This window comes from Brevibacterium sp. Mu109 (genome assembly GCF_900169375.1).
Classification (GTDB): Bacteria; Actinomycetota; Actinomycetes; order Actinomycetales; family Brevibacteriaceae; genus Brevibacterium; species Brevibacterium yomogidense_A.
Genome location: NZ_FXZF01000004.1, coordinates 138,338 through 158,086, shown reverse-complemented (window position 1 = coordinate 158,086; position 19,749 = coordinate 138,338). Strand labels below are relative to the sequence as shown.

Below are 19,749 nucleotides of genomic sequence, written 5' to 3'. Positions count from 1 at the left end.
CTGGGCGGCTGGGCGGCTGGATGGTTAAACGGCTGGGCGGTTGAGTGACGGAGCGGCTGGACGGCTGAGTGCGGGAGTGACGGAGCCGCGGGGACACCGAGCGTGACCCGCCCCCCTCAACACCCGATCGAGTGAGTGCAATATGGCCCAGAATCGGCGATTCTGGGCCATATTGCACTCACTTGACTCCAGGTCGGGTGCTGCTCGAGGCCGGGTGCTGCTCGAGGGCTGTGCCGGGCCTCAGCGCTTCGAGTCCTCACTGCATCGAGTCGTCAGTGCATCGAGCGGCGCAGGGTGACCCAGGAGCCTGTCCCGACGACGACTGCCAGTCCAGCGAGTATGCCTGCCAGCCCCAGCGGTCCCATCGTTGCGAAGAACTCCAGCACGGACGACCACGCCTCCATCCGCGTGATGATGAAGATCGCTGCGAGGAGCACGAGGGCCAGTCCTATGACGGCGATCGTGACGGCGATCGTCCCCGCGCGCCGGTAGATCGTGGCGAACCAGAACCCGGTGAGGAAGAAGAACATCGTGAGTGCGGCGACGACGGCTGCCGTGCCCACCCAACCGTTCTCCCAGACCCACGGGAGGTAGGCGATGTAGCCGTTGATCCCGTATCCGTCGGTCGCCTGCTCGAAGAGTCCCAGGAGGACGTAGAACGCGGCGAGCACAAGGGCGGAGATCGCTGCGGCGACGACCGTGCCGAGGAAGAACTCGCGCCGCGTGAGGCTCATCGCCTGGGAGAACGGGAACGTGAGGCTCATCGCCTGGACGCCCACGGCCAGGTAGTACCAGAGCGGAGCCTGACCGCCGCCGCCGTACACCGGGGAGTCCGAGTCGACCATCCAGTAGATCGCCAGGGAGAGGAGGACGGCGGAGACGATGATGAGGAGCGGGATCCAGAGGAACGTGTACCGATTGACGAACTGCAGCCGTACCACGCTGAGGATGCGTGAGCCGGTCGAAGCGGTGCCGCTCGTCGGGGGATCAGCGGCACGGGCGCGGATCGGTCCTGTCGCCCTGGCGGCGTCGCCGGTCGTGGTCACGGTCGTGCCTCCTGTGCTGGCCGAGGTACTGGCCGAGGTACTGGCCGAGGTGGTGGTCGTGGATGAGGTGGTCATGTGCGTGCCTCCGATGGATCAGTGGAGCGGGATCCCGTGCCGGCCTGTGAACCGGCCTGTGCGCCGGGTCGTGCCTCGGACGATCCGTTCCGGTTCTTCTGGGTGAGGTGGACGACGAGCTGCTGCAGCGGGACGGGCGTGCGCTCGAGGCCCGCCTCCCGCACATCCGTCAGCTCCGCATCGCTCAGCGTGCCGAACACCGTGGCGGATGAGACGTTGCCGAGCGACTGACGGTGCAGGACCTCGCGGCCCACGACGAAACGGTTCACCTGGTCGGCGCTGCCGGTGAGCGTCACGGCCTGGCCGCGCAGGTCATCAGTCGTCGCGTCGACCAGCAGGTGCCCGTCGTCGATGATGAGGACCCGCTCGATGAGGTCCGCGATCTCATCGATGAGGTGCGACGACAGGACGATCGTGCGCGGGTGCTCCGCGTAGTCCTCCATGAGCCTGTCGTAGAAGAGCGCGCGTGCCACTGCATCGAGTCCCAGGTACGGCTCATCGAAGAACGTGATCTCCGCCCGCGCTGCCAATCCGATGATGACGCCGACAGCGGACAGCTGCCCGCGGGACAGCTTCTTGATCGTGGTCTTCAGGGGCAGGCGGAAGTCGGAGATGAGCTCTTGCGCGAAGTCCTCGTCCCAGTGCGGAAAGAACAGGCGTGCGGAGCGGAAGGCGTGCTGCGGGGTGAAGTCGTCCGGGTACTTCTGGCTCTCGCGGACGAAGCACATCCGGGACAGGACGCGGGCGTTCTCGTAGGGCTGCTCCCCGAACACGCGGATGCTGCCCGATGTGGGGAAGTTCTGCGCCGTGAGCATGGACATCGTCGTGGTCTTGCCGGCGCCGTTGCTGCCGAGGAACCCGTAGATCGCATGCTCTTCGATGCGGAAACTCAGGTCGTCGACTGCGGTGGTGCTGCGGTAGCGCTTGGTGAGGTTCTGGACGTCGATGACGGCGGTCATCATGCCTCCTGTGGTGCACGGTGGGCTGCCTGGTCTGCGGGGTCTGCCTGGTCGGTGGAGCCCGCCTGGTCGGTGGGGTCTGTCTGCTCTGCGGCCCGTTCGGTCCGCTCCGAGTCGTCCCGGTGCTCTGTGATGAGGCGGATGACGTCATCCGGTCCCAGTCGCAGTCGGCGGGCTTCGGCGAGCAGAGGGGAGATGTAGGCGTGCGCGAACCCCTGGGTGCGCTCGTCGACGAGTCGCGTGCGGGCTCCGGTGGCGACGAACATTCCGATTCCTCGCTTCTTGTAGAGGATTCCCCGGTCCACGAGTTCGGAGACACCCTTCGCCGCTGTCGCCGGATTGATGCGATGGAAGGTCGAGAGCTCGTTCGTGGAAGGCGCCTTGGACTCCTCCTCGAGACTGCCGTCGACGATCGAGTCCTCGATCGATTCCGCGATCTGGAGGAAGAGGGGGCGACCCTGATCGAACATCCGAGCTCCTGCCCTGGTGGATCGGTTAGTTACTCGACTAGGTAACCATTCAACCGAGGGTCGAGTCAAGGGTCGGTGCACGATCTGTACCCAGCAGGACGATGCGCACCGAGCAGGACGATGTGCACCGAGTAGGTTGGAGTCATGACGAGCATGGATCACTCGAAGGCAGAACACTCCAGCACGCACAGGCAGCAGCACCACGGCGAGTACAAGGTGCCCGGCGGCAAGCTCGTCGTCGCGGACCTCACGACCGCGGACGGTCGGATCGTGGAGGCGAAGATCTCCGGGGACTTCTTCCTCGACCCGGAGGACGCCTTCAATGCGCTGGCACCGGCACTTGTGGGGGCCTCGGCGACGGAGGGCCCGGAGGCGCTGGTGCAGCGCCTCGAAGCGGCACTCGCGCCGTTCGACGAGGACCTCGACCTGCAGGGCTTCAGCCTCGACGACGTCGTGACGGTCGTGCGCCGCGCACTGGCGGGCGCGCGTGAGTTCGCGGACTACCCGTGGGAGGTCATCCACACCCCGGTGCTGCCCACGCGGCTCAATGTCGCGCTCGACCAGCTGCTCCTGGCGGAGGTCGAAGCCGGCCGGCGCGGGCCCACACTCCGGATCTGGGAGTGGGACGACCGCGCAGTGGTGATCGGGGCCTTCCAGTCGTACATGAACGAACTGCACCCCGAAGGCGTCGAGGAGCACGGTGTGGAAGTCGTCCGACGTGTGACCGGGGGCGGCGCGATGTTCATGGAGGGCGGCAACTGCATCACCTACTCCCTCTATGCGCCGCGGGAGATCGTCGCAGGGCTCGACTACACGGAGTCGTACGCGTACCTGGACCGATGGGTGATCGAAGCGCTCGCGAAGCACGGCGTGAACGCCTGGTACGTGCCGATCAACGACATCACCTCGTCGAAGGGGAAGATCGGCGGAGCCGCCCAGAAGCGGACGAGGAACGCCGTCATCCACCACGCGACGATGAGCTACGACATCGATGCGGACAAGATGACCGACGTCCTGCGGATCGGGAAGGCGAAGATCTCCGACAAGGGAATCGCGAGTGCGAAGAAGCGCGTCGATCCGGTGCGCAGTCAGACGGGCGTGTCGCGGGAGGAGATCATCCGCACGATGATCGAGACCTTCACCGCGAAGTACGGTGCGCGCACCGGCGAGGTCACGGGCCAGGAGATGGCGGCGGCCCAGGAGCTCGTGGAGGAGAAGTTCGGCACGGAGAAGTGGACCCGCCGCGTGCCGTGACGACGGTGGGTGAGGCGCCCCGCGATGTGGGAGACTGGCGACACCCGTGGGACGCGGCGTCATCGCCGCGCTCCACCTCGTCCCGGAAACCGCGAAGAAGGACAGAAGTGCGCCACGTCGAACCGGAAGTCTCGCTCATCGCCAAGCCCCAGATCGACTGGGAGTCGGTCAACGCCTACCTCGATGAGGTGGGAGGCCGTGCATGGTCGGACCGCGTCCAGCCGTCCGAGTCGCCCGATGGCGAGGACCTCGTCGAGTTCTCCGGTCGCATGTGCTATCGCTCGTGGGAGCCCGGCCTCAACCCGAACGTCTCCCGCGTGCGCACGGACTCCTCCGAATACGTCGGCAACGTCATCCGCTCGCAGCACGGATCGGTGCTCGAGCACGCGAACTACACGTTCATCCTCCACAACGTGTCCCGCGTGCTGACACACGAGCTCATCCGCCACCGCGCGGGCTGCGCCTTCTCCCAGGAATCACTGCGGTACGTCCGTCTGGACGAGCTTCCCTTCTGGTTCCCCGAATGGGCGCGCGAGGACGAGGAGCTCATGGAGCGCTCGCTCAAGGTCCTCGACACGCTGGAGGAGCACCAGGCGTGGATGGCGTCCCACTTCGGCCTCGATGAGGAGGGGACGAAGTTCGCGCACAAGAAGCACATGACCTCGTTCATGCGCCGCTTCGCACCGGAAGGGCTGGGGACCGGCATCGTCTACACCGCCAACCTGCGCTCGCTGCGCCACGTCATCGAGATGCGCACCGCGCCGGGCGCCGAAGAGGAGATCCGCCTCGTGTTCGGCAAGCTCGCAGAGATCATGAAGGACGAGGCGCCCGCAGTCTTCGCCGACTACTCGGTGGAGGACGGCGCCTGGGTCCCGGGGACCAGAAAGGCCTGATCCATCATGTCCGACATCTTCGCCGCAGACCTGCACCCGGGGAAGACGGAGGTCGTCGCACGACGGCTCTCCGCGCGGTTCGGAACGGAGCTCACCGCAGCCGACCTGCGGATGCTCACCTCATTCCGCTTCGACGATCCAGCCGGCGAGGTCGGCTGCGAGACGCACATCGTCGCGGTGACGCTGCCGGATGCTGGAGAGGTCGTCGTGCAGGTGCCGCTGACCTACCGCGGTGCGCCGCTCGACGAAGCTCCCGATGAGGCGCTCGTGACCACCATGGATCATTCGGTGCTGGGCGAGCGGTGGGTGTACGAGGCGGCGCACGACCCGGTCTACGTGACGGAGCTGCTGCTCGCGATCACCGACGCCGACGGTGCGGCGGAGCAGTTCCTGGTCGAGGACGACGGCAGCAAGTCGCGCATCACGGAGGGGCTTGCGAACGTGAACGGAACGGGCCCGGGGATCGACCCCTCCCGAGCGGCCGTGGACGCGGACGAAGCAGCCGGCGTCGAGGGTGCGCGCTCTGCGGATCCGACCCTCGCCGCTTCGCTGCCCGAAGTCGGGTACGCGGGAGACAGGACGCTCATCAGCATGCGCGGTACCGCTCTGGAGGTCTACGACGTGCTGGACCTCGGGAGCCCGTCGGCAGAGGGAGAAGGCGTTCCCGGCGGGTGGTCGGTCGATGCCGGACAGCTCGTCGCCACATGGGACGGTCAGAAGGCGCCGGTGACGCTCGCGCGCATCGTCGTGTGATCTGCCGCGGTCCTAAGAGGACGCGACTGGGTTCACGCCCGATGAGCCTCACATCCCGATGAGCCTCACGGCCTGATGATCGTGAGTCCGGTGGAGCTTCCCCGCGCCATCTCCTCCATCGCCGCGGGCGCCTCCTCGAGACTGATCGTGCGCGTCACGAGGTCCTGGGGACGCAGGCGCCCCTCGACGACGAGCGCGACCAGCGGCCCGTAATCCGCAGCCGCCATCCCGTGGGATCCCAGCAGGCTGAGCTCCTGGCCGATCACCTGCGGCACCGCGGTGGTGGGGCGACCGGAGAGCAGCCCGATCTGCACGTGGCGACCCAGCGGCCGCAGCGACTGGAGTGCCGCGTTGAGCGTGGTCTCGAGGCCCAGCGCCTCGACCGTCACATGCGGGCCGACGTCCGTGCCGAGTCCGGCAGCGGCGTCGCGGACGGCGGCGGCGACCTCGGCCTCGGTGAGCCCGGTCGAGTCGACGCAGGCGCCGGCCCCCATCGTCCGCGCCAGTTCGAGCGCGTCCCGGGAGATGTCGACGGCGACGACGTCTGCGCCGATCGCTTTGGCGATCATGATCGCGGACAGGCCGACACCGCCGCACCCGAACACGGCGACGACCTCGCCGGCGCTCAGCCGGGCACGGTCGTGGAGCCCGCGGAACGCGGTGGCGAACCGGCAGCCCAGGGGGAGGACGGCCTCGGCGGGCAGGTCCTCCGGGGCCGTCACCAGGTTCGTGTCCGCGTGGTGGATGACGACCTCGTCGGCCCAGGAGCCCCAGTGGGTGAAGCCCGGCTGCGTCTGGGTGGGGCAGACCTGCGCATTCCCGGATCTGCAGAACTCGCAGGTCCCGCATCCGCAGACGAAGGGGACGGTCACACGGTCCCCGATGGTGAAGCGGGTGACGGCCTCACCTGCTCGGGCGACGCGGCCCACGAGCTCGTGGCCGGGGACGTGGGGGACGGACACCGAATCGTCGTGCCCGGCCCACGCGTGCCAGTCCGACCGGCACACGCCGGTGGCCTCGACGGCGATGACGACGCCGTGTGCGGGTGCGGAGGGCGATTCGACGTCCTGGACGGACGGAGTCTGGCCGAAGGATTCGTAGACGACTGCGCGCATGGAGCGGAGTCTAGAGGGTGGTGCGCCCGTCAGCATCCGGTGTCCAGCGCGGCGGCCTCGTCAGCCAGGGCGGTATCGATCGCTGTGATGAGACGGCGGCGGATCTCGTTGCCGCGGTCCGCGAAGCCGCGCTGGCGGCGGACGTACTCCGCCTTGCCCGCCGTGGTCTCGATGGCGACGACTCCGTATCCCCAGTCGCGCACGTCATACGGGCTCGCCTCCATGTCGAGGGTCCGGATGTCGCGCGCGAGGTCGAATGCGGCGAGGGTGACGTCGGACGGGACGATCGGGCCCAGTTTCATCGCCCACTTGTAGAGGTCCATGCCGCCGTGCAGGCAGCCGGGCTGCTCCATCTCCTGCATCGTGTCCCTGGTGGGGGCGAGCTCGTTGAGCGGTCGGGCCTCCGGGGTGAAGAACCGGAACGCGTCGAAGTGGGAGCAGCGGACGCGGTGCGATTCCACGACGGTGTCGGTCTGCGCGTGGGTGAGCCGCAGCGGCACCTGGTCGTGGCGGACCTCGTCGGGGGACTGCTTGTAGACCATCGCCCATTCGTGGAGCCCGAAGCAGCCGAAGGTCCCCTCCCGCTCCAGCGTCCGCGCCAGCAGATCGCGGATGAACAGCGCGCCGTCGCCGCGGGCGGTCCGCCAGCTTGCGAGGTCGACGGTGACTGCCGCCGCCGAGGCCGGGGCGGCCTGCGGAGGTGAGCCCGCTTCCGAGGTCGGGCTGGCGCGGACAAGCGGAACCGCCGCCGAGGCCCGGGCCGGGTCGACTGCGCGGTACCACTTCCGGCCGGCGAGCTCGGAGAGGAACGCGGAGCCGTGGTCGTCTGCCTGGACCACGACGCCCGCGCCCGGGTGCCATGTCGACAGCTGCCCGGGGGTGAAGGGGTAGTAGGTGTGGAGGAAGTCCTCGACAGGGTGCTTCTCCCCGCGGGCGCGGCGCGCGAGGTGCGCGGCCGTGCGTTCGTGCACGGCGGCGGCGTGGTCGGCGGCCAGCTGCGCGGCGGCGGAGGCGGAGAGGACTGTCGACGTCAGGACTGCGGGTGTGGACACGGCTCAAGTGTAGGCGCGGGCAGGCGGCGAGGGGTGGGTGGCAGGACGACAGGGGTGGGTGGCAAAGGCGGGCGGTGGTGCCCGACGTTCGTCGCACACGTGATGCGGCAACTCGCAGCTCTCACGGAGTCCAGCACACCGATCAGACGAAGCCCAGAGCCGCCGCCTCGTCGCGCTCTGCGGCGAGCTCTGCGACGGAGGCTCCGATGCGTGCGCGTCGGTCGTCGTCGAGGTCCAGCCCGTCGACGATCCGATGAGCGCCGTCAGCATCGACGGTGCAGGGGAAGGACGAGACGAGCCCCTCCGGCACCCCGTACTCGCCGCCGGAGCGCACCGCCATCGACACGCGTGCTCCGTTCGTGCCGAATGTCCAGTCGCGCAGGTGGTCGAGCGCGGCCGATGCAGCGGATGCCGCCGACGAGGCGCCTCGTGCGGAGATGATCGCCGCACCGCGGTTCGCCACCTGAGGGATGAACTCATCTCTCACCCACGCACGCGCGTTCGCCGCACCTCCGCAGACCTCGGAGAGCACCGCGGGTGCCGGGCGGCCGTCGATGAGCGCATCGGCGAGGTCCGGCACCTGCGTGTTGGAGTGGTTGCCCCAGATGGCCACACGCTCGATCGACTCGACCGGTGCCTGGACCTTCTGCGCGAGCATGCCCAGGGCCCTGTTGTGGTCGAGCCGGGTGAGCGCCGTGAAGCGCGACGGGTCGATCCTCTGCCCGTCGGCACGTTGCTGGTGGGACGCATGATGGGCGGCGATGAGCGCATTGGTGTTCGCGGGGTTCCCCACGACGACGACCCGCACGTCCGCCTTCGCGCTGCGCCCCAGGGCGGCGCCATGCGCGCGGAACACCTCGCCGTTGGCGCGCAGCAGGTCGGCACGGTCCATCTCCTGTGTCCGCGGTGCGGCGCCGATCAGCAGAGCGGCGTCGGCCTCGGCGAAGGCCTCGTCCGGATCATCTGTCGCGGTCGCCTCGAGGAGTGTCGGGTACGCGCAGTCGGCGAGCTCCATGAGGACGCCCTCCAGCCGGTCGACGGCCTGGGGGACCTCGAGCAGCCGCAGTCGGACGGGCTCCGCCCCGTAGACGGCTCCGGCGGCCAGCCGGAAGAGCAACGAGTAGGCGATGCTTCCTGCGGCTCCGGTGACGGCGATCGTGCGAGTCATGGCGGTCCTCCTGTGTGAGTGGCGTTGCCTGCATCCTCCGCCCCGGCCCTGTGCGCCGTCCAATGAATGATCTGGTCGATATGATCCGTTCATGGATGAATGGACGCTGCGCTTCGCCCCGGATCTGCGTGCGCTGGTGGCACTGGCGCGTGAGGACGGGCACATGACGGGTGCGGCGGCGGCCCTGGGGGTGCCGCAGTCGACGATGAGCCGACGGATCAGGGGACTCGAGGATGCGCTGGGAGTGCCGCTCGTCGTGCGGCAGGGCCGCCGCGTCGCACTCACCCCGCGTGCCAGAACGCTCACGGACCGTCTCGGGGAGCCTCTCGCGGAGATCGACCGTGCACTCATCGAAGCGGCAGCGGAGACGGACGCGGAGCACGGCACGGTGCGCTTCGGATTCCCGCTCACCCTCGGCGAGGAACCTGTTCCCGGAGTCATCGCAGGCTTCAGGCGTGCCTTCCCGGGTGTGGAGCTCCACCTCGTGCAGGAACACGGGGCATCGCTGGTCGAGCGCCTGGTCACCGGTTCGCTTGACCTCGCACTCGTCATCCCACCGCCGGCGCAGCTGCCCCACACCGTTGTTGCGGAGCAGGAGATCGTCGCGGTGCTGCCGAACGGCCACCGACTGGCCGGACGCAGTGAGGTCGATGTGGAGGATCTTGTGGGCGAGCCGCTCATCGCGAACCCGCCGCAGTTCCATCTGCGTGCGCTCACCGACGAGCTCTTCCGCCGCGTGGACGAGGTGCCGGCCATCGCCGTCGAAGCGGCAGAGTTCGGGACGATGCGCAGGCTCGTCGCACTCGATCTTGGGTGCGCGCTCCTGCCGCGCAGGCGCGATCCGGTCGATGGCACGTGTGAGGTGCCGATCAGCGGCGGGCTGTCACGGGCCGTGGCGCTCGCGTGGCCGTCGGGGGCGCTGAGTGTGCCCGCACGACGGCTCCGCGATCACGTGCTCGCGAGGTCTGTTCACGTGTGACGCTGTGGCGTGTGGTGAGGCTGTGTCGTCGTGTGGGGAGGCTGCGTCGTGCGGAGACGGCGTGTCGTGCGGTGACGCTGTGCCGGAGCGTGACAGCTCGTCACCAGCTGAACAGGTCGAGAATGCCGTAGGCGTCGCGGACGCGGTGGCCGGTGAGGCGGAAGAGCAGCCCGAGCACGACAGCGAGCACGAGCGTGCCCACCAGGAACCCCCACTTGCCGGGGTGGCCGAAGTCGGTGGCGACGATGATTCCCGCGAGGACGACGAGGAGGTTGGACAGCAGGAACAGTCCACCGAGGATGATGGAGAGGCAGTTCTTCACGGAGGAGGTGTCCTTCTCTTCGCGGTGGTGGACTCACGTGCGCGGGCTCATCTGCGCGGGCTTATGTGCGCGATGAGCGCTTCGACGTGTGCTTGGTGGGAGGGGCGGAACGCGGGTCTTCGGGCCAGGGATGCTTGGGGTACCTGCCGCGGTTCTCCGCGCGGACGTGTGCGTAGGCGCCGCTCCAGAAGCTCGCGAGGTCCGCAGTGACCGCCAGCGGTCTGCGCGCGGGCGACAGGAGATGGACGAGGACGGGCACGCGACCGTCGATGACGGCAGGCCCCTCCGACGCTCCGAACATCTCCTGGAGCTTCACCGCGAGAACGGGCGGTGACGTGCGTGGCCCGTCATCGGTCGTGTGCTCCTCCGGCCGCGGATAGTCGAGGCGCACGGAGGAGCCCGACGGCACCGCGACCCGGAGTGGCACCAGACGGTCGAGGTCCACGGCCTCGGGCCAGGGGAGGAGCCCTTGGAGTGCGTCGTGGAGACGCAGTCGCACGGTGCGCTTGGGGCCGGCGGCTCGGGCGTTCCCGGACGCGAGCATCCTGGCAGCACGTCGGATCTCCAGTCCCAGCCAGTCGTCGAGGGTGTCCGCGAGCGAGGCGGAGCGGACATCCGGCCAGGGGACACCGAGCACCTGATGAAGCAGGCCCAGTCGCCCGCGCAGAAGCGCGAACGAGTCCGCCTCTCCCTCACCGGCGAGGCCCGCGAACGCAGCTCCCGGAGAGTCGCCGTCGCCCAGGCGCCCCAGTGCGGTCCGCACTGCGTCTGCGATGCCGGCGCTCGCCGACTCCTCTGTCACGCCGACCGGAGTCGACGTCAGCGTGATCGCTCCCAGCGAGTCGATCCTGCGGCCGCGCAGCCTGCCGTCACGCCATTCTGCGGAGTCACGGACGCTGCGCAGAGCCGACCCCGCCCACAGAGCGGTCTCCTCGTCGATGCCCACACCGGCGCGGATGAGGGTGCGACCGCCGACGACCGCGGCGTCCGCGACGACGATCCAGTCCTCACCGTGCAGCGCTGACCCGCGCTGCAGCTGCGCGCCGGTGCCGGAGGCCAGGAGGTAGTCGGAGTCCGACCCGGCACGCAGCTGCGCGATCAGGTCCGGTCGCGACAGGGCGAGCACGATGCCGAGGTCGCGAGCCGCGGACGATCCCGCGGTGGACGCTGAGCTCCCGCGTGTGTCCGGCTGCGTTGTGTCCGGCTGCGTTGTGTCCGCCTGCGCGCGGGCAATGCGCTCGAGCCTCTGCACCTCTCGCCGCCAGCCGGCAGGGGCGGCGTCGTGCGAGTTGCGCGCACGTCTGAGCAGTGCGGTGAGGTCGCCGCCGTCAGCGCGGACATCGAGGGACAGGAGCGCGGCGCATTCCGCCGCCTGCCGTGCACCGATCACAGGAGCCGCGAGGAGCAGCCCCCGTGCGGTCCGCGGATCCGCAGGGACGGCTGCGAGCGCTCGCCCGAATGCCGTCGCACGCGCCGCGGTATCCGGTGATTCGAGCGCGCCCAGTCCGTGCAGAGTGCGTGCGGCGGCTCGGAGCGGCAGGTCCGGCAGCGGAGTGGGGAGAGGCAGGCCCTGACCGCCGGGCGACCCCCACACTGCGAGGTCGAGCACCGCACCTGTGAGATCAGCGGTGAGGATCTCCGGTGACGTGTGGGCTGGGAACGCTGCCCATTCGGCCTCAGAGCTGCAGCGCCAGACCGTTCCCGGTGCTTCGCGAGCCGCACGCCCCGCACGCTGGTCGCCGGAGGCCTTCGACACGCGCACAGTGGTGAGGCCTCCGATCCCCCTGCCCGTGTCGAAGTGCGGGACTCGCGCCAGGCAGGAATCCACGACGATCCGCACCCCGGGCACCGTGAGCGCCGATTCCGCGACGGAGGTGGCGACGACGACCCGACGTCTGACGAATCCCGACGTCTTCGTGCCTGCGTAGTCTCCGCCTGTGCGGTCGCCATCTGTGTGGTCGCGATCTGTGCGATCGCCATCTGGGAGGACCCCGCCTGCGGGGATCCTCCCTGCAGGGGTCCCGCCTGCGTGGCTCCTGCCTTCAGGGGCGCCGCCTGCGAGGACGGCGCTCTGCTCCCGGCGCGGGGTGGATCCCGTGAGCGTGAGGACATCGACGTCCGCGCAGCGCGATCGCACTTGGGCTGCGATCCGGTCGACCTCGCGGTGCCCCGGGGCGAAGACGAGGACATCGCCGGGACCCGCCGCCAGCGCATCGTCCACGGTCGCTGCGACATGGGTGAGGAAGTCCGGGCGCACTCCTCGTTCATCCACAGCACGGCGGGGCGGCGGCGACCACCGCACGGTGAGCGGGTGCGGCTGCGCTGCGACGCGCAGGATCGGCGCACTGCTACCATCGGCACTGCCCTCTTCGGCATGTGGTTCTTCGGCACTGCGGGCGCCTGAGTCGCCTGTGTCGCCGGAGTCGCCTGAGGCACTGGAGCCGAGGCTGGAGGCAGACTCTGTGCCTGCGAGTCGCCGCGCCCAGTCTTCGGCATCGAGTGTGGCGGACATGACGAGGAGGGACAGGTCGTCTCTCAGGTCGACCAGTTCGCGCAGCATCGCGAACGACAGGTCGGTCTCGAGGCTGCGCTCGTGCACCTCGTCCAGCACGACCGCGTCGACACCGGAGAGCTCCGGATCGTTCAGCAGCCGGCGCAGGATCACCCCGGTCGTCGCGAACTCGATCTGCGTGTCCCTGCCCGTGCGGCGGTCGCCGCGCACGGTGTAGCCGACGGCCCCGCCCACTTCCTGGCCCGACAGGTGCGCCAGCCGGTGGGCCGCGGCGCGGGCCGCGACCCGGCGGGGCTGAGAGACGAGGATGCGGGCGCGGGTGCCTGGGGCCTCGGCAGCGGTGGTCTGTGGTGCAAGCGCCACGGCGAGAGCGGGCGGGATGACGGTCGTCTTCCCCGACCCCGGCGGGGCCTCGATGACCGCACGCAGTCCGCGCTGCGGCGTCGCGAGCACAGCGATGCGATCCACCAGGCCTCCCGCGGGCAGCCCGGCGCCGATCCGGTCGAGGTCGAAGACGGGGTGCACGGTCACGTGCATCAGTGTGCCACTCGGCACGGACACCGCGGACTGAAGTGCCGTGCGAGCGGGAGTGCTCTGCGAGTGGGCCTGCTCTGCGAGCAGGCGTGCTCTGCCAACGGAAGTTCCGTGCGAACGGGCGTGTGTCCGTGCCCGGACCTAGACTGTCCGCATGCGCATCGTTCGATTCGTCCACAAGGACGCACCCACGTACGGAGTCGTCGAAGGCGACCTGCCGGAACTCGGCGACGACGGCAGCGTCGACACCTCCGGGCTGTCGATCGCGGTCCTCGACTCCGATCCCTTCTTCACCCCCGCACAGTCGACGGGGGAGCGCCTCACGTACGACGACGTGAGGCTGCTCGCCCCCATCATCCCCCGCTCCAAGGTCGTGGGCGTGGGCCGGAACTTCGCTGACCACGCAGCGGAGATGGGCAACGACGTGCCGGTCTCGCCGCTGACCTTCATCAAGCCGAACACGGCGGTCGTGGGCCCCGGCGAACCCGTGCGTCTGCCGGCGGTCAGCGAGAACGTGTCCTATGAGGCGGAGCTCGGAGTCGTCATCGGCCGGGTCGCGAAGGGCGTGAGCGCGGACAAGGCGTACGACCACGTCCTCGGCTACGTCGCGGCGAACGACGTGACCCTGCGCGACCTCCAGCGATCCGACGGGCAGTGGACGCGGGCGAAGGGCTTCGACACGTCCTGCCCGCTGGGCCCCTGGATCGAGACGGAGTACGACCCGGAGGCCGTGCGGCTGCGCAGCTGGATCGACGGGGACCCCCGCCAGGACGGGACGACGGAGGACTTCGTCTTCGACATCCCCACCCTCATCGAGCACATCACGGAGACCATCACGCTGCTGCCCGGCGACGTCATCCTCACCGGGACGCCGGCCGGGGTCGGAAGGGTCGAAGCGGGCAATCGCATGACCATCGCCATCGACGGGCTGGGAGTCCTCGAGAACCCCGTCATGGACGCCTGAGCGCAGCACCTCGCAGAGCCTCGCTGCACCCCTCCACACGCATCCCCTCACACAGACCCGAAAGGAACCACGTCCTCGTGACCACCAAGGTTCGCTTCTGCCCCTCGCCCACCGGCACCCCGCACGTCGGCATGATCCGCACGGCCCTCTTCAACTGGGCGTACGCCCGCCACACCGGTGGGACGTTCGTCTTCCGCATCGAGGACACGGACGCCCAGCGCGATTCAGAGGAGAGCTTCCAGCAGGTGCTCGACGCGATGCGCTGGCTGGGCCTCGACTGGGATGAGGGCATCGAGGTCGGCGGCCCACACGGCCCCTATCGCCAGTCGGAGCGCGGTGACGTCTACCAGGACGTCATCCAGAAGCTCGTCGCGGGCGGCCACGTCTACGAATCCTTCTCCACCAACGAGGAAGTCGAGGAGCGGCACCGCGCCGCAGGCCGCGACCCGAAGCTGGGCTACGACGGATTCGACCGCGACCTCACGGATGAGCAGAAGGCCGCGTTCCGCGCCGAAGGCCGTGAGCCGGTGCTGCGCGTGAGGATGCCGGATGAGGACATCACGTTCACAGACGTGGTGCGCGGCGACATCACCTTCAAGGCGGGCTCGATCCCGGACTTCGTCGTGGTGCGCGCGAACGGCCAGCCGCTCTACACGCTCGTCAACCCGGTCGACGACGCCCTCATGGGCATCACGCACGTGCTGCGCGGCGAGGACATCCTGTCGTCGACACCCCGCCAGATCGTGCTCTATGAAGCGCTCAAGGCGATCGGCGTCGCAGAGCAGACGCCGCAGTTCGGCCACCTGCCCTACGTCATGGGCGAGGGCAACAAGAAGCTGTCGAAGCGCGATCCGGAGTCGAACCTCTTCCACCACCGCGAACGCGGCTTCATCCGCGAGGGCCTCATCAACTACCTCGCACTGCTGGGCTGGTCGATCGGTCCGGACCGCGATGTCTTCTCCGTAGAGGAGTTCGTCAAGGCGTTCGACGTCGCGGATGTGAACCCGAACCCGGCGCGGTTCGACGTGAAGAAGGCGACGGCGATCAACGCCGACCACATCCGCCTGCTCGACGAGTCGGACTTCCGCGACCGCATGGTGCCGTACCTGCAGGCGGCCGGGGTCGTGTCCGATCCGGTGACGGAGGAGGAGGCGCGGATCCTGGAGCAGGCGGCTCCGCTCGTTCAGACCCGCATGAACCTGCTGGGGGAGGCCCCCGATCTGGTGTCGTTCCTCTTCACCGCAGACGCGGACCTCGAGCTCACGGAGGACGGCCTCAAGACACTGAAGGACACTGCCTCCGAGGTCCTCCGGGCCTCGCTGTCGGCTCTCGAATCCGTGGGCGAGGGGGAGTGGGCGACCGCTCGCCTCGAGGAGGTGCTCAAGGAGACTCTCGTCGAGCGCATGGAGATCAAGCCGCGATTCGCCTACGGGCCGCTGCGCGTGGCCGTTTCAGGTCGTCGGATCTCGCCCCCGCTCTTCGAGTCGATGGAGATCCTGGGGAAGGACTCGACGCTGGTGCGCCTGCGAGCACTCCAGGAGCACCTCGCCGGGGCGTGACCCTGCGGGTTCTGCGTGTTCTGAGAGGGCGCCCCGGATTGCGTGACCACCATCACGCACCGGGGCGCCCTCTCGCTTTGCACCGGCGCGCGGGTCCGTGTAATGTTATCTCTCGTTGCCAGGAGTTCTCCGGAGCTTCCAGGCATTGGGGTATGGTGTAATCGGCAGCACGTGTGATTCTGGTTCATTTGGTCTAGGTTCGAGTCCTGGTACCCCAGCGAGTGACTCACGAGTCTCTCATGAAGTGGATGCACTTCAGTGCGCCCCCGTCGTCTAGTGGCCTAGGACGCTGCCCTCTCAAGGCGGAAACGGCAGTTCGAACCTGCTCGGGGGTACAGTCAGGAGCCCGGTTCTTCATCACGAAGAACCGGGCTCCTTCTCATTCACATCCCGCGACGTCCCGGGAAATCCCGGGGTTCCGCCACATCCGGCGACATCCCGGGGCCCGCGACATCCCGGGGCCTACGACATCCCGGGGTCCCGCCATCCCGGGGTCCCGCGTCCCGCCACATCCCGCGAGTGAGTGCAACCTGGTCCCTGCAGGCTGTTCGGGGACCGGTTTGCACTCACTCGGCGAAGCGGTGGCTGGGGCGGTGGCTGGTGCTGGGTCCCGGTGGCCGGTGCTGGGTCCCGGTGGCCGGTTGCTGTGGGCGCGAGCTCTGAGGGTTCGGCGCTGCGGGGCTCCGGTGCCCCCGTCCCGCGGCGTCCTACCCGCATGCCGCCGAGAGCTCACAATCCGCACAGATCATTGACTGGATCTGTACGGATTGCGAGCTCTCGATGCTGTTGCGGTGGGGTCCCGGGGCCGGACGCGACCAGGCCGGACGTGACCAGGCCGGACGTGACCAGGCCGGACGCGATCGCGCCAGACGCGACCAGACCGGAGTTGATCAGCCCTGCTGCCGGATCATCTGCCCGGCCACCAGCACCAGCCCCGCAAGCGGCGTGCTCAGCCGCGGATGAGGGCGTCTGTCAGCACGCGCGCGGCCTCGATGATGGATTCTGCGTGCAGGCGGCCCGGCTGCCGGGTGAGGCGATCGACCGGTCCGCTGATCGAGACGGCTGCCACGACGCGGTTGCTGGGGCCACGGACGGGCGCGGACACGGAGGCGACGCCCCGCTCGCGCTCCGCGATCGACTGGGCCCACCCGCGACGGCGCACGCCGGACAGCATCGTGGCGGAGAAGCGCGCGCCGCGCAGCCCCGTGTGCAGCCGATCGGGCTCTTCCCATGCGAGGAGCACCTGGGCGGCGGACCCTGCCCGCATGCTGAGCGTCGCTCCCACCGGCACGGAATCGCGAAGACCCACAGGCCTCTCCGCCGCGGCCACGCACAGCCGCAGGTCGCCCTGCCTCCGGAAGAGCTGAGCGGACTCGCCGGTGCGATCGCGCAGGTGCGCGAGCACGGGGCCCGCTGCCGCCAGGAGGCGATCCTCGCCGGCGGCGGACGACAGTTCGGCCAGCCGCGGCCCCAGCACGAACCGGCCCTGGAGGTCGCGGTTGACGAACCGGTGGAACTCCAGCGCGACGGCCAGTCGGTGGGCCGTCGGACGGGCGAGTCCGGTGAGCGACACGAGTTCCGCGAGTGACGCGGGCCCTGCCTCGAGGGCGGAGAGGACGAGCGCGGCCTTGTCGATGACGCCGACCCCGCTGCTGCTGTTCGTGGATGTCATGTCTCACAATCTAGACGTCTTGCCATTCGAGATGCAAGTCCGATATGCAGGATTCCGGAGCTATCCTTGCCGGACGAACAGCGCGCCCCGCACGTCCTGAAGCGTGAGACAGCGGCATGGGACTGCAGGCGCGCACCTGCTCATCGCGACGCGTGCGGGCCACAGCTCGCACCGCCAGTGAGCAGGAGCGGCTACTGAACAGAGGAGGCCCGACTGTGGGCAGGACACTCGCGGAGAAGGTGTGGGCCGACCATGTCGTCCGCAAGGGCGAGGACGGCGCGCCGGACCTCATCTACATCGACCTGCACCTCGTGCACGAGGTGACGAGTCCCCAGGCGTTCGAGGGCCTGCGGCTCGCGGGACGCCCTGTCCGCCGGCCGGACCTCACCGTCGCGACGGAGGACCACAACACCCCGACGCAGGACATCGACAAGCCGATCGCCGACCCGACGTCGCGCACGCAGATCGAGACGCTGCGGACCAATGCGGAGGAGTTCGGCATCCGCCTGCACTCCCTGGGTGATGCGGAGCAGGGGATCGTCCACGTCGTGGGCCCCCAGCTGGGACTCACGCAGCCGGGGACCACGGTCGTCTGCGGCGATTCGCACACCTCGACGCACGGAGCGTTCGGTGCGCTGGCGTTCGGCATCGGCACGAGCGAGGTCGAGCACGTGCTCGCCACCCAGTCGCTCAGCCTCAAGCCGTTCAAGACGATGGCGATCACCGTCGACGGGACGCTGCCCGAGGGCTCGACTGCGAAGGACATCATCCTCGCCGTCATCGCGAAGATCGGCACGGGCGGGGGACAGGGCTACGTGCTCGAGTACCGCGGCGAAGCGATCCGGAGCCTCTCGATGGAGGCGCGGATGACCATCTGCAACATGTCCATCGAGGCGGGCGCCCGCGCAGGCATGATCGCGCCGGACCAGACGACCTTCGACTACCTCGAGGGCCGCGACCACGCGCCCCATGGCGAGGAGTGGGACTCCGCGGTCGACTACTGGAAGTCGCTGCGCACGGATGACGACGCCGAATTCGATGCCGAGGTCGTCCTCGAGGCATCCGACCTGGAGCCGTTCGTCACCTGGGGCACGAACCCCGGGCAGGGCCTGCCCCTGTCGGCCGACGTCCCGGATCCGGCGGACTTCGTCGACGAATCCGAGCGCGAGTCGGCGGAGAACGCACTGGCCTACATGGGGCTCACACCGGGGACCCCGCTGCGCGAGATCGACATCGACACCGTCTTCCTGGGCTCCTGCACGAACTCCCGCATCGAGGACCTGCGCGCTGCGGCCGACGTGCTGCGCGGTCGTCGGACGAAGGACGGCATCCGCTTCATGGTGGTGCCCGGGTCCGCCCGCGTGCGCCTCCAGGCTGAGGAGGAGGGCCTCGACCAGGTGTTCAAGGCCGCCGGCGGCGATTGGCGCTTCGCGGGCTGCTCGATGTGCCTCGGCATGAACCCCGACCAGCTGGCGGAGGGCGAACGCTGCGCGTCGACCTCCAACCGCAACTTCGAGGGACGGCAGGGCAAGGGCGGTCGCACGCACCTCGTGAGCCCGCTGGTCGCCGCGGCGACTGCGGTGCTCGGCACCCTGTCCGCACCGGGGGACCTGCCGCCTGCCGATCCCGAGGCCGTGGCCGCCTCCCGCGAGGCGGAGGCCGCCGCCGCTGCCGAGGCGCAGGCGCGCCCCGCGCAGATCCCGCTCAGCGTCACCCCGGGCGCCGTCCGTCCCACGGCATCCGCAGGCAAGGAGGCATGACCATGGAGAAGCTGTCAGTCCACACCGGAGTCGGTGTGCCGCTGCGCCGGTCCAATATCGACACGGACCAGATCATCCCGGCGGTCTACCTCAAGAGGGTCACCCGCACGGGATTCGAGGACGCGCTCTTCGCCCGCTGGCGGAACGAGCCCGACTTCGTCCTCAACCACGAGGTGTACGCGAACGGGTCAGTCCTGGTGGCCGGCCCGGACTTCGGCACCGGGTCCTCCCGTGAGCACGCCGTCTGGGCGCTGCACGACTACGGCTTCCGCGCAGTCCTCTCGAGTCGCTTCGGCGACATCTTCCGCGGGAACGCGGGCAAGGGCGGACTGCTGGCGGCACAGGTCGAGCAGTCGGACATCGAGCTGATCTGGAAGGTGATCGAGAACCATCCGGGTACGGAGATCACGGTCGACCTCGTCGCACGCACCGTGTCCGTCGACACCCTCACGGTGCCCTTCCAGATCGACGACTACACCCGCTGGCGCCTGCTCGAGGGCCTGGACGACATCGGCCTCACCCTCCAGCACGCGGATGCCATCGAGGAGTTCGAGGGTTCGCGTCCCGAGCACAAGCCGAAGACGCTGCCCGTCCTCTGACCGCAGGAAGCCTCGCGTCCCCGCTCCTCTGACTCAGATCCGATACCATGCACACGGTCGTCC

General features: G+C 69.1%; 17 protein-coding genes and 2 tRNA genes. 10 read left to right on the top strand and 9 right to left on the bottom strand.

The genetic code is table 11. The features are described 5' to 3' along the window. Window positions 1-272: 272 nt before the first annotated feature. Genes BSP109_RS04025 through BSP109_RS04015 form a run of 3 tightly spaced genes read right to left on the bottom strand, consistent with a single transcriptional unit; the run spans window position 273 to window position 2,550 of the window. The gene (locus BSP109_RS04025; protein WP_257944543.1) at window positions 273-1,121 is read right to left on the bottom strand and encodes a hypothetical protein; all 849 of its coding nucleotides are present in this window, start codon (window positions 1,119-1,121) and stop codon (window positions 273-275) included. After that, entirely contained in the window at window positions 1,118-2,080 is a 963-nt protein-coding gene (locus BSP109_RS04020; protein WP_101599437.1) for an ABC transporter ATP-binding protein, read from the bottom strand. Before BSP109_RS04020 ends, BSP109_RS04025 begins: the two co-directional genes overlap by 4 nt. Continuing rightward, complete coding sequence (locus BSP109_RS04015) at window positions 2,080-2,550, bottom strand: GntR family transcriptional regulator (protein WP_087008117.1); 471 nt, start codon at window positions 2,548-2,550, stop codon at window positions 2,080-2,082. Before BSP109_RS04015 ends, BSP109_RS04020 begins: the two co-directional genes overlap by 1 nt. Window positions 2,551-2,694: 144 nt before the next feature. On the opposite strand from BSP109_RS04015, the gene BSP109_RS04010 reads away from it, so the two are divergent. The 3 genes from BSP109_RS04010 (at window position 2,695) to BSP109_RS04000 (ending at window position 5,450) form a co-directional block, all read left to right on the top strand. Next, window positions 2,695-3,804, top strand: a complete 1,110-nt coding sequence (locus BSP109_RS04010) for a lipoate--protein ligase family protein (RefSeq protein ID WP_374700131.1) — start codon at window positions 2,695-2,697, stop codon at window positions 3,802-3,804. A gap of 107 nt (window positions 3,805-3,911) precedes the next feature. Next, a complete protein-coding gene (thyX, locus tag BSP109_RS04005; RefSeq protein ID WP_087008119.1) occupies window positions 3,912-4,697 on the top strand; it encodes an FAD-dependent thymidylate synthase in 786 nt (261 codons plus the stop codon). Between the two features lie 6 nt (window positions 4,698-4,703). Next, entirely contained in the window at window positions 4,704-5,450 is a 747-nt protein-coding gene (locus BSP109_RS04000) for a hypothetical protein (protein ID WP_101599436.1), read from the top strand. A gap of 65 nt (window positions 5,451-5,515) precedes the next feature. Here the strand turns inward: BSP109_RS04000 and BSP109_RS03995 are convergent, their stop codons facing one another. From BSP109_RS03995 to BSP109_RS03985, 3 genes are all read right to left on the bottom strand, one after another. After that, entirely contained in the window at window positions 5,516-6,565 is a 1,050-nt protein-coding gene (locus BSP109_RS03995; RefSeq protein WP_087008122.1) for an alcohol dehydrogenase catalytic domain-containing protein, read from the bottom strand. A gap of 29 nt (window positions 6,566-6,594) precedes the next feature. Continuing rightward, complete coding sequence (locus tag BSP109_RS03990; protein ID WP_257944542.1) at window positions 6,595-7,617, bottom strand: 3-methyladenine DNA glycosylase; 1,023 nt, start codon at window positions 7,615-7,617, stop codon at window positions 6,595-6,597. A gap of 142 nt (window positions 7,618-7,759) precedes the next feature. Continuing rightward, complete coding sequence (locus BSP109_RS03985) at window positions 7,760-8,785, bottom strand: malate dehydrogenase (protein ID WP_101599435.1); 1,026 nt, start codon at window positions 8,783-8,785, stop codon at window positions 7,760-7,762. 91 nt (window positions 8,786-8,876) lie between these two features. Between BSP109_RS03985 and BSP109_RS03980 the strand changes: the two genes are divergently transcribed. Beyond that, window positions 8,877-9,764 (top strand): LysR family transcriptional regulator, encoded by an 888-nt coding sequence (locus BSP109_RS03980; RefSeq protein WP_101599434.1) that lies wholly within the window; start codon window positions 8,877-8,879, stop codon window positions 9,762-9,764. 100 nt (window positions 9,765-9,864) lie between these two features. Here BSP109_RS03980 and BSP109_RS17225 read toward each other — a convergent pair whose 3' ends face one another. Then, window positions 9,865-10,086 (bottom strand): hypothetical protein, encoded by a 222-nt coding sequence (locus tag BSP109_RS17225; RefSeq protein WP_087008128.1) that lies wholly within the window; start codon window positions 10,084-10,086, stop codon window positions 9,865-9,867. A gap of 61 nt (window positions 10,087-10,147) precedes the next feature. Then, window positions 10,148-13,129, bottom strand: coding sequence for an ATP-dependent RNA helicase (locus BSP109_RS03970; protein ID WP_257944541.1), 2,982 nt, complete (start codon window positions 13,127-13,129; stop codon window positions 10,148-10,150). Between the two features lie 157 nt (window positions 13,130-13,286). On the opposite strand from BSP109_RS03970, the gene BSP109_RS03965 reads away from it, so the two are divergent. The 4 genes from BSP109_RS03965 to BSP109_RS03950 all read left to right on the top strand — a co-directional run bounded on the left by BSP109_RS03965 (window position 13,287) and on the right by BSP109_RS03950 (window position 15,990). Further along, complete coding sequence (locus tag BSP109_RS03965) at window positions 13,287-14,096, top strand: fumarylacetoacetate hydrolase family protein (RefSeq protein WP_087008132.1); 810 nt, start codon at window positions 13,287-13,289, stop codon at window positions 14,094-14,096. 77 nt (window positions 14,097-14,173) lie between these two features. After that, on the top strand, window positions 14,174-15,655 hold the full coding sequence (gltX, locus tag BSP109_RS03960) for a glutamate--tRNA ligase (protein ID WP_101599431.1): 1,482 nt from the start codon (window positions 14,174-14,176) through the stop codon (window positions 15,653-15,655). A 146-nt stretch (window positions 15,656-15,801) separates the two neighbouring features. Then, a tRNA-Gln gene (locus tag BSP109_RS03955) sits at window positions 15,802-15,873 on the top strand. A 44-nt stretch (window positions 15,874-15,917) separates the two neighbouring features. Then, window positions 15,918-15,990 (top strand) — tRNA-Glu (locus tag BSP109_RS03950). Window positions 15,991-16,604: 614 nt separating this feature from the next. Here the strand turns inward: BSP109_RS03950 and BSP109_RS03945 are convergent. Continuing rightward, on the bottom strand, window positions 16,605-17,327 hold the full coding sequence (locus tag BSP109_RS03945; RefSeq protein ID WP_101599430.1) for an IclR family transcriptional regulator: 723 nt from the start codon (window positions 17,325-17,327) through the stop codon (window positions 16,605-16,607). 215 nt (window positions 17,328-17,542) lie between these two features. Between BSP109_RS03945 and leuC the strand changes: the two genes are divergently transcribed. Further along, window positions 17,543-19,087 carry a 3-isopropylmalate dehydratase large subunit gene (gene leuC, locus BSP109_RS03940; protein WP_101599429.1) on the top strand — a complete coding sequence of 515 codons (1,545 nt, stop codon included), beginning with the start codon at window positions 17,543-17,545 and terminating at the stop codon, window positions 19,085-19,087. A gap of 2 nt (window positions 19,088-19,089) precedes the next feature. Beyond that, a complete protein-coding gene (leuD, locus tag BSP109_RS03935; RefSeq protein ID WP_087008139.1) occupies window positions 19,090-19,686 on the top strand; it encodes a 3-isopropylmalate dehydratase small subunit in 597 nt (198 codons plus the stop codon). Window positions 19,687-19,749 lie beyond the last annotated feature (63 nt).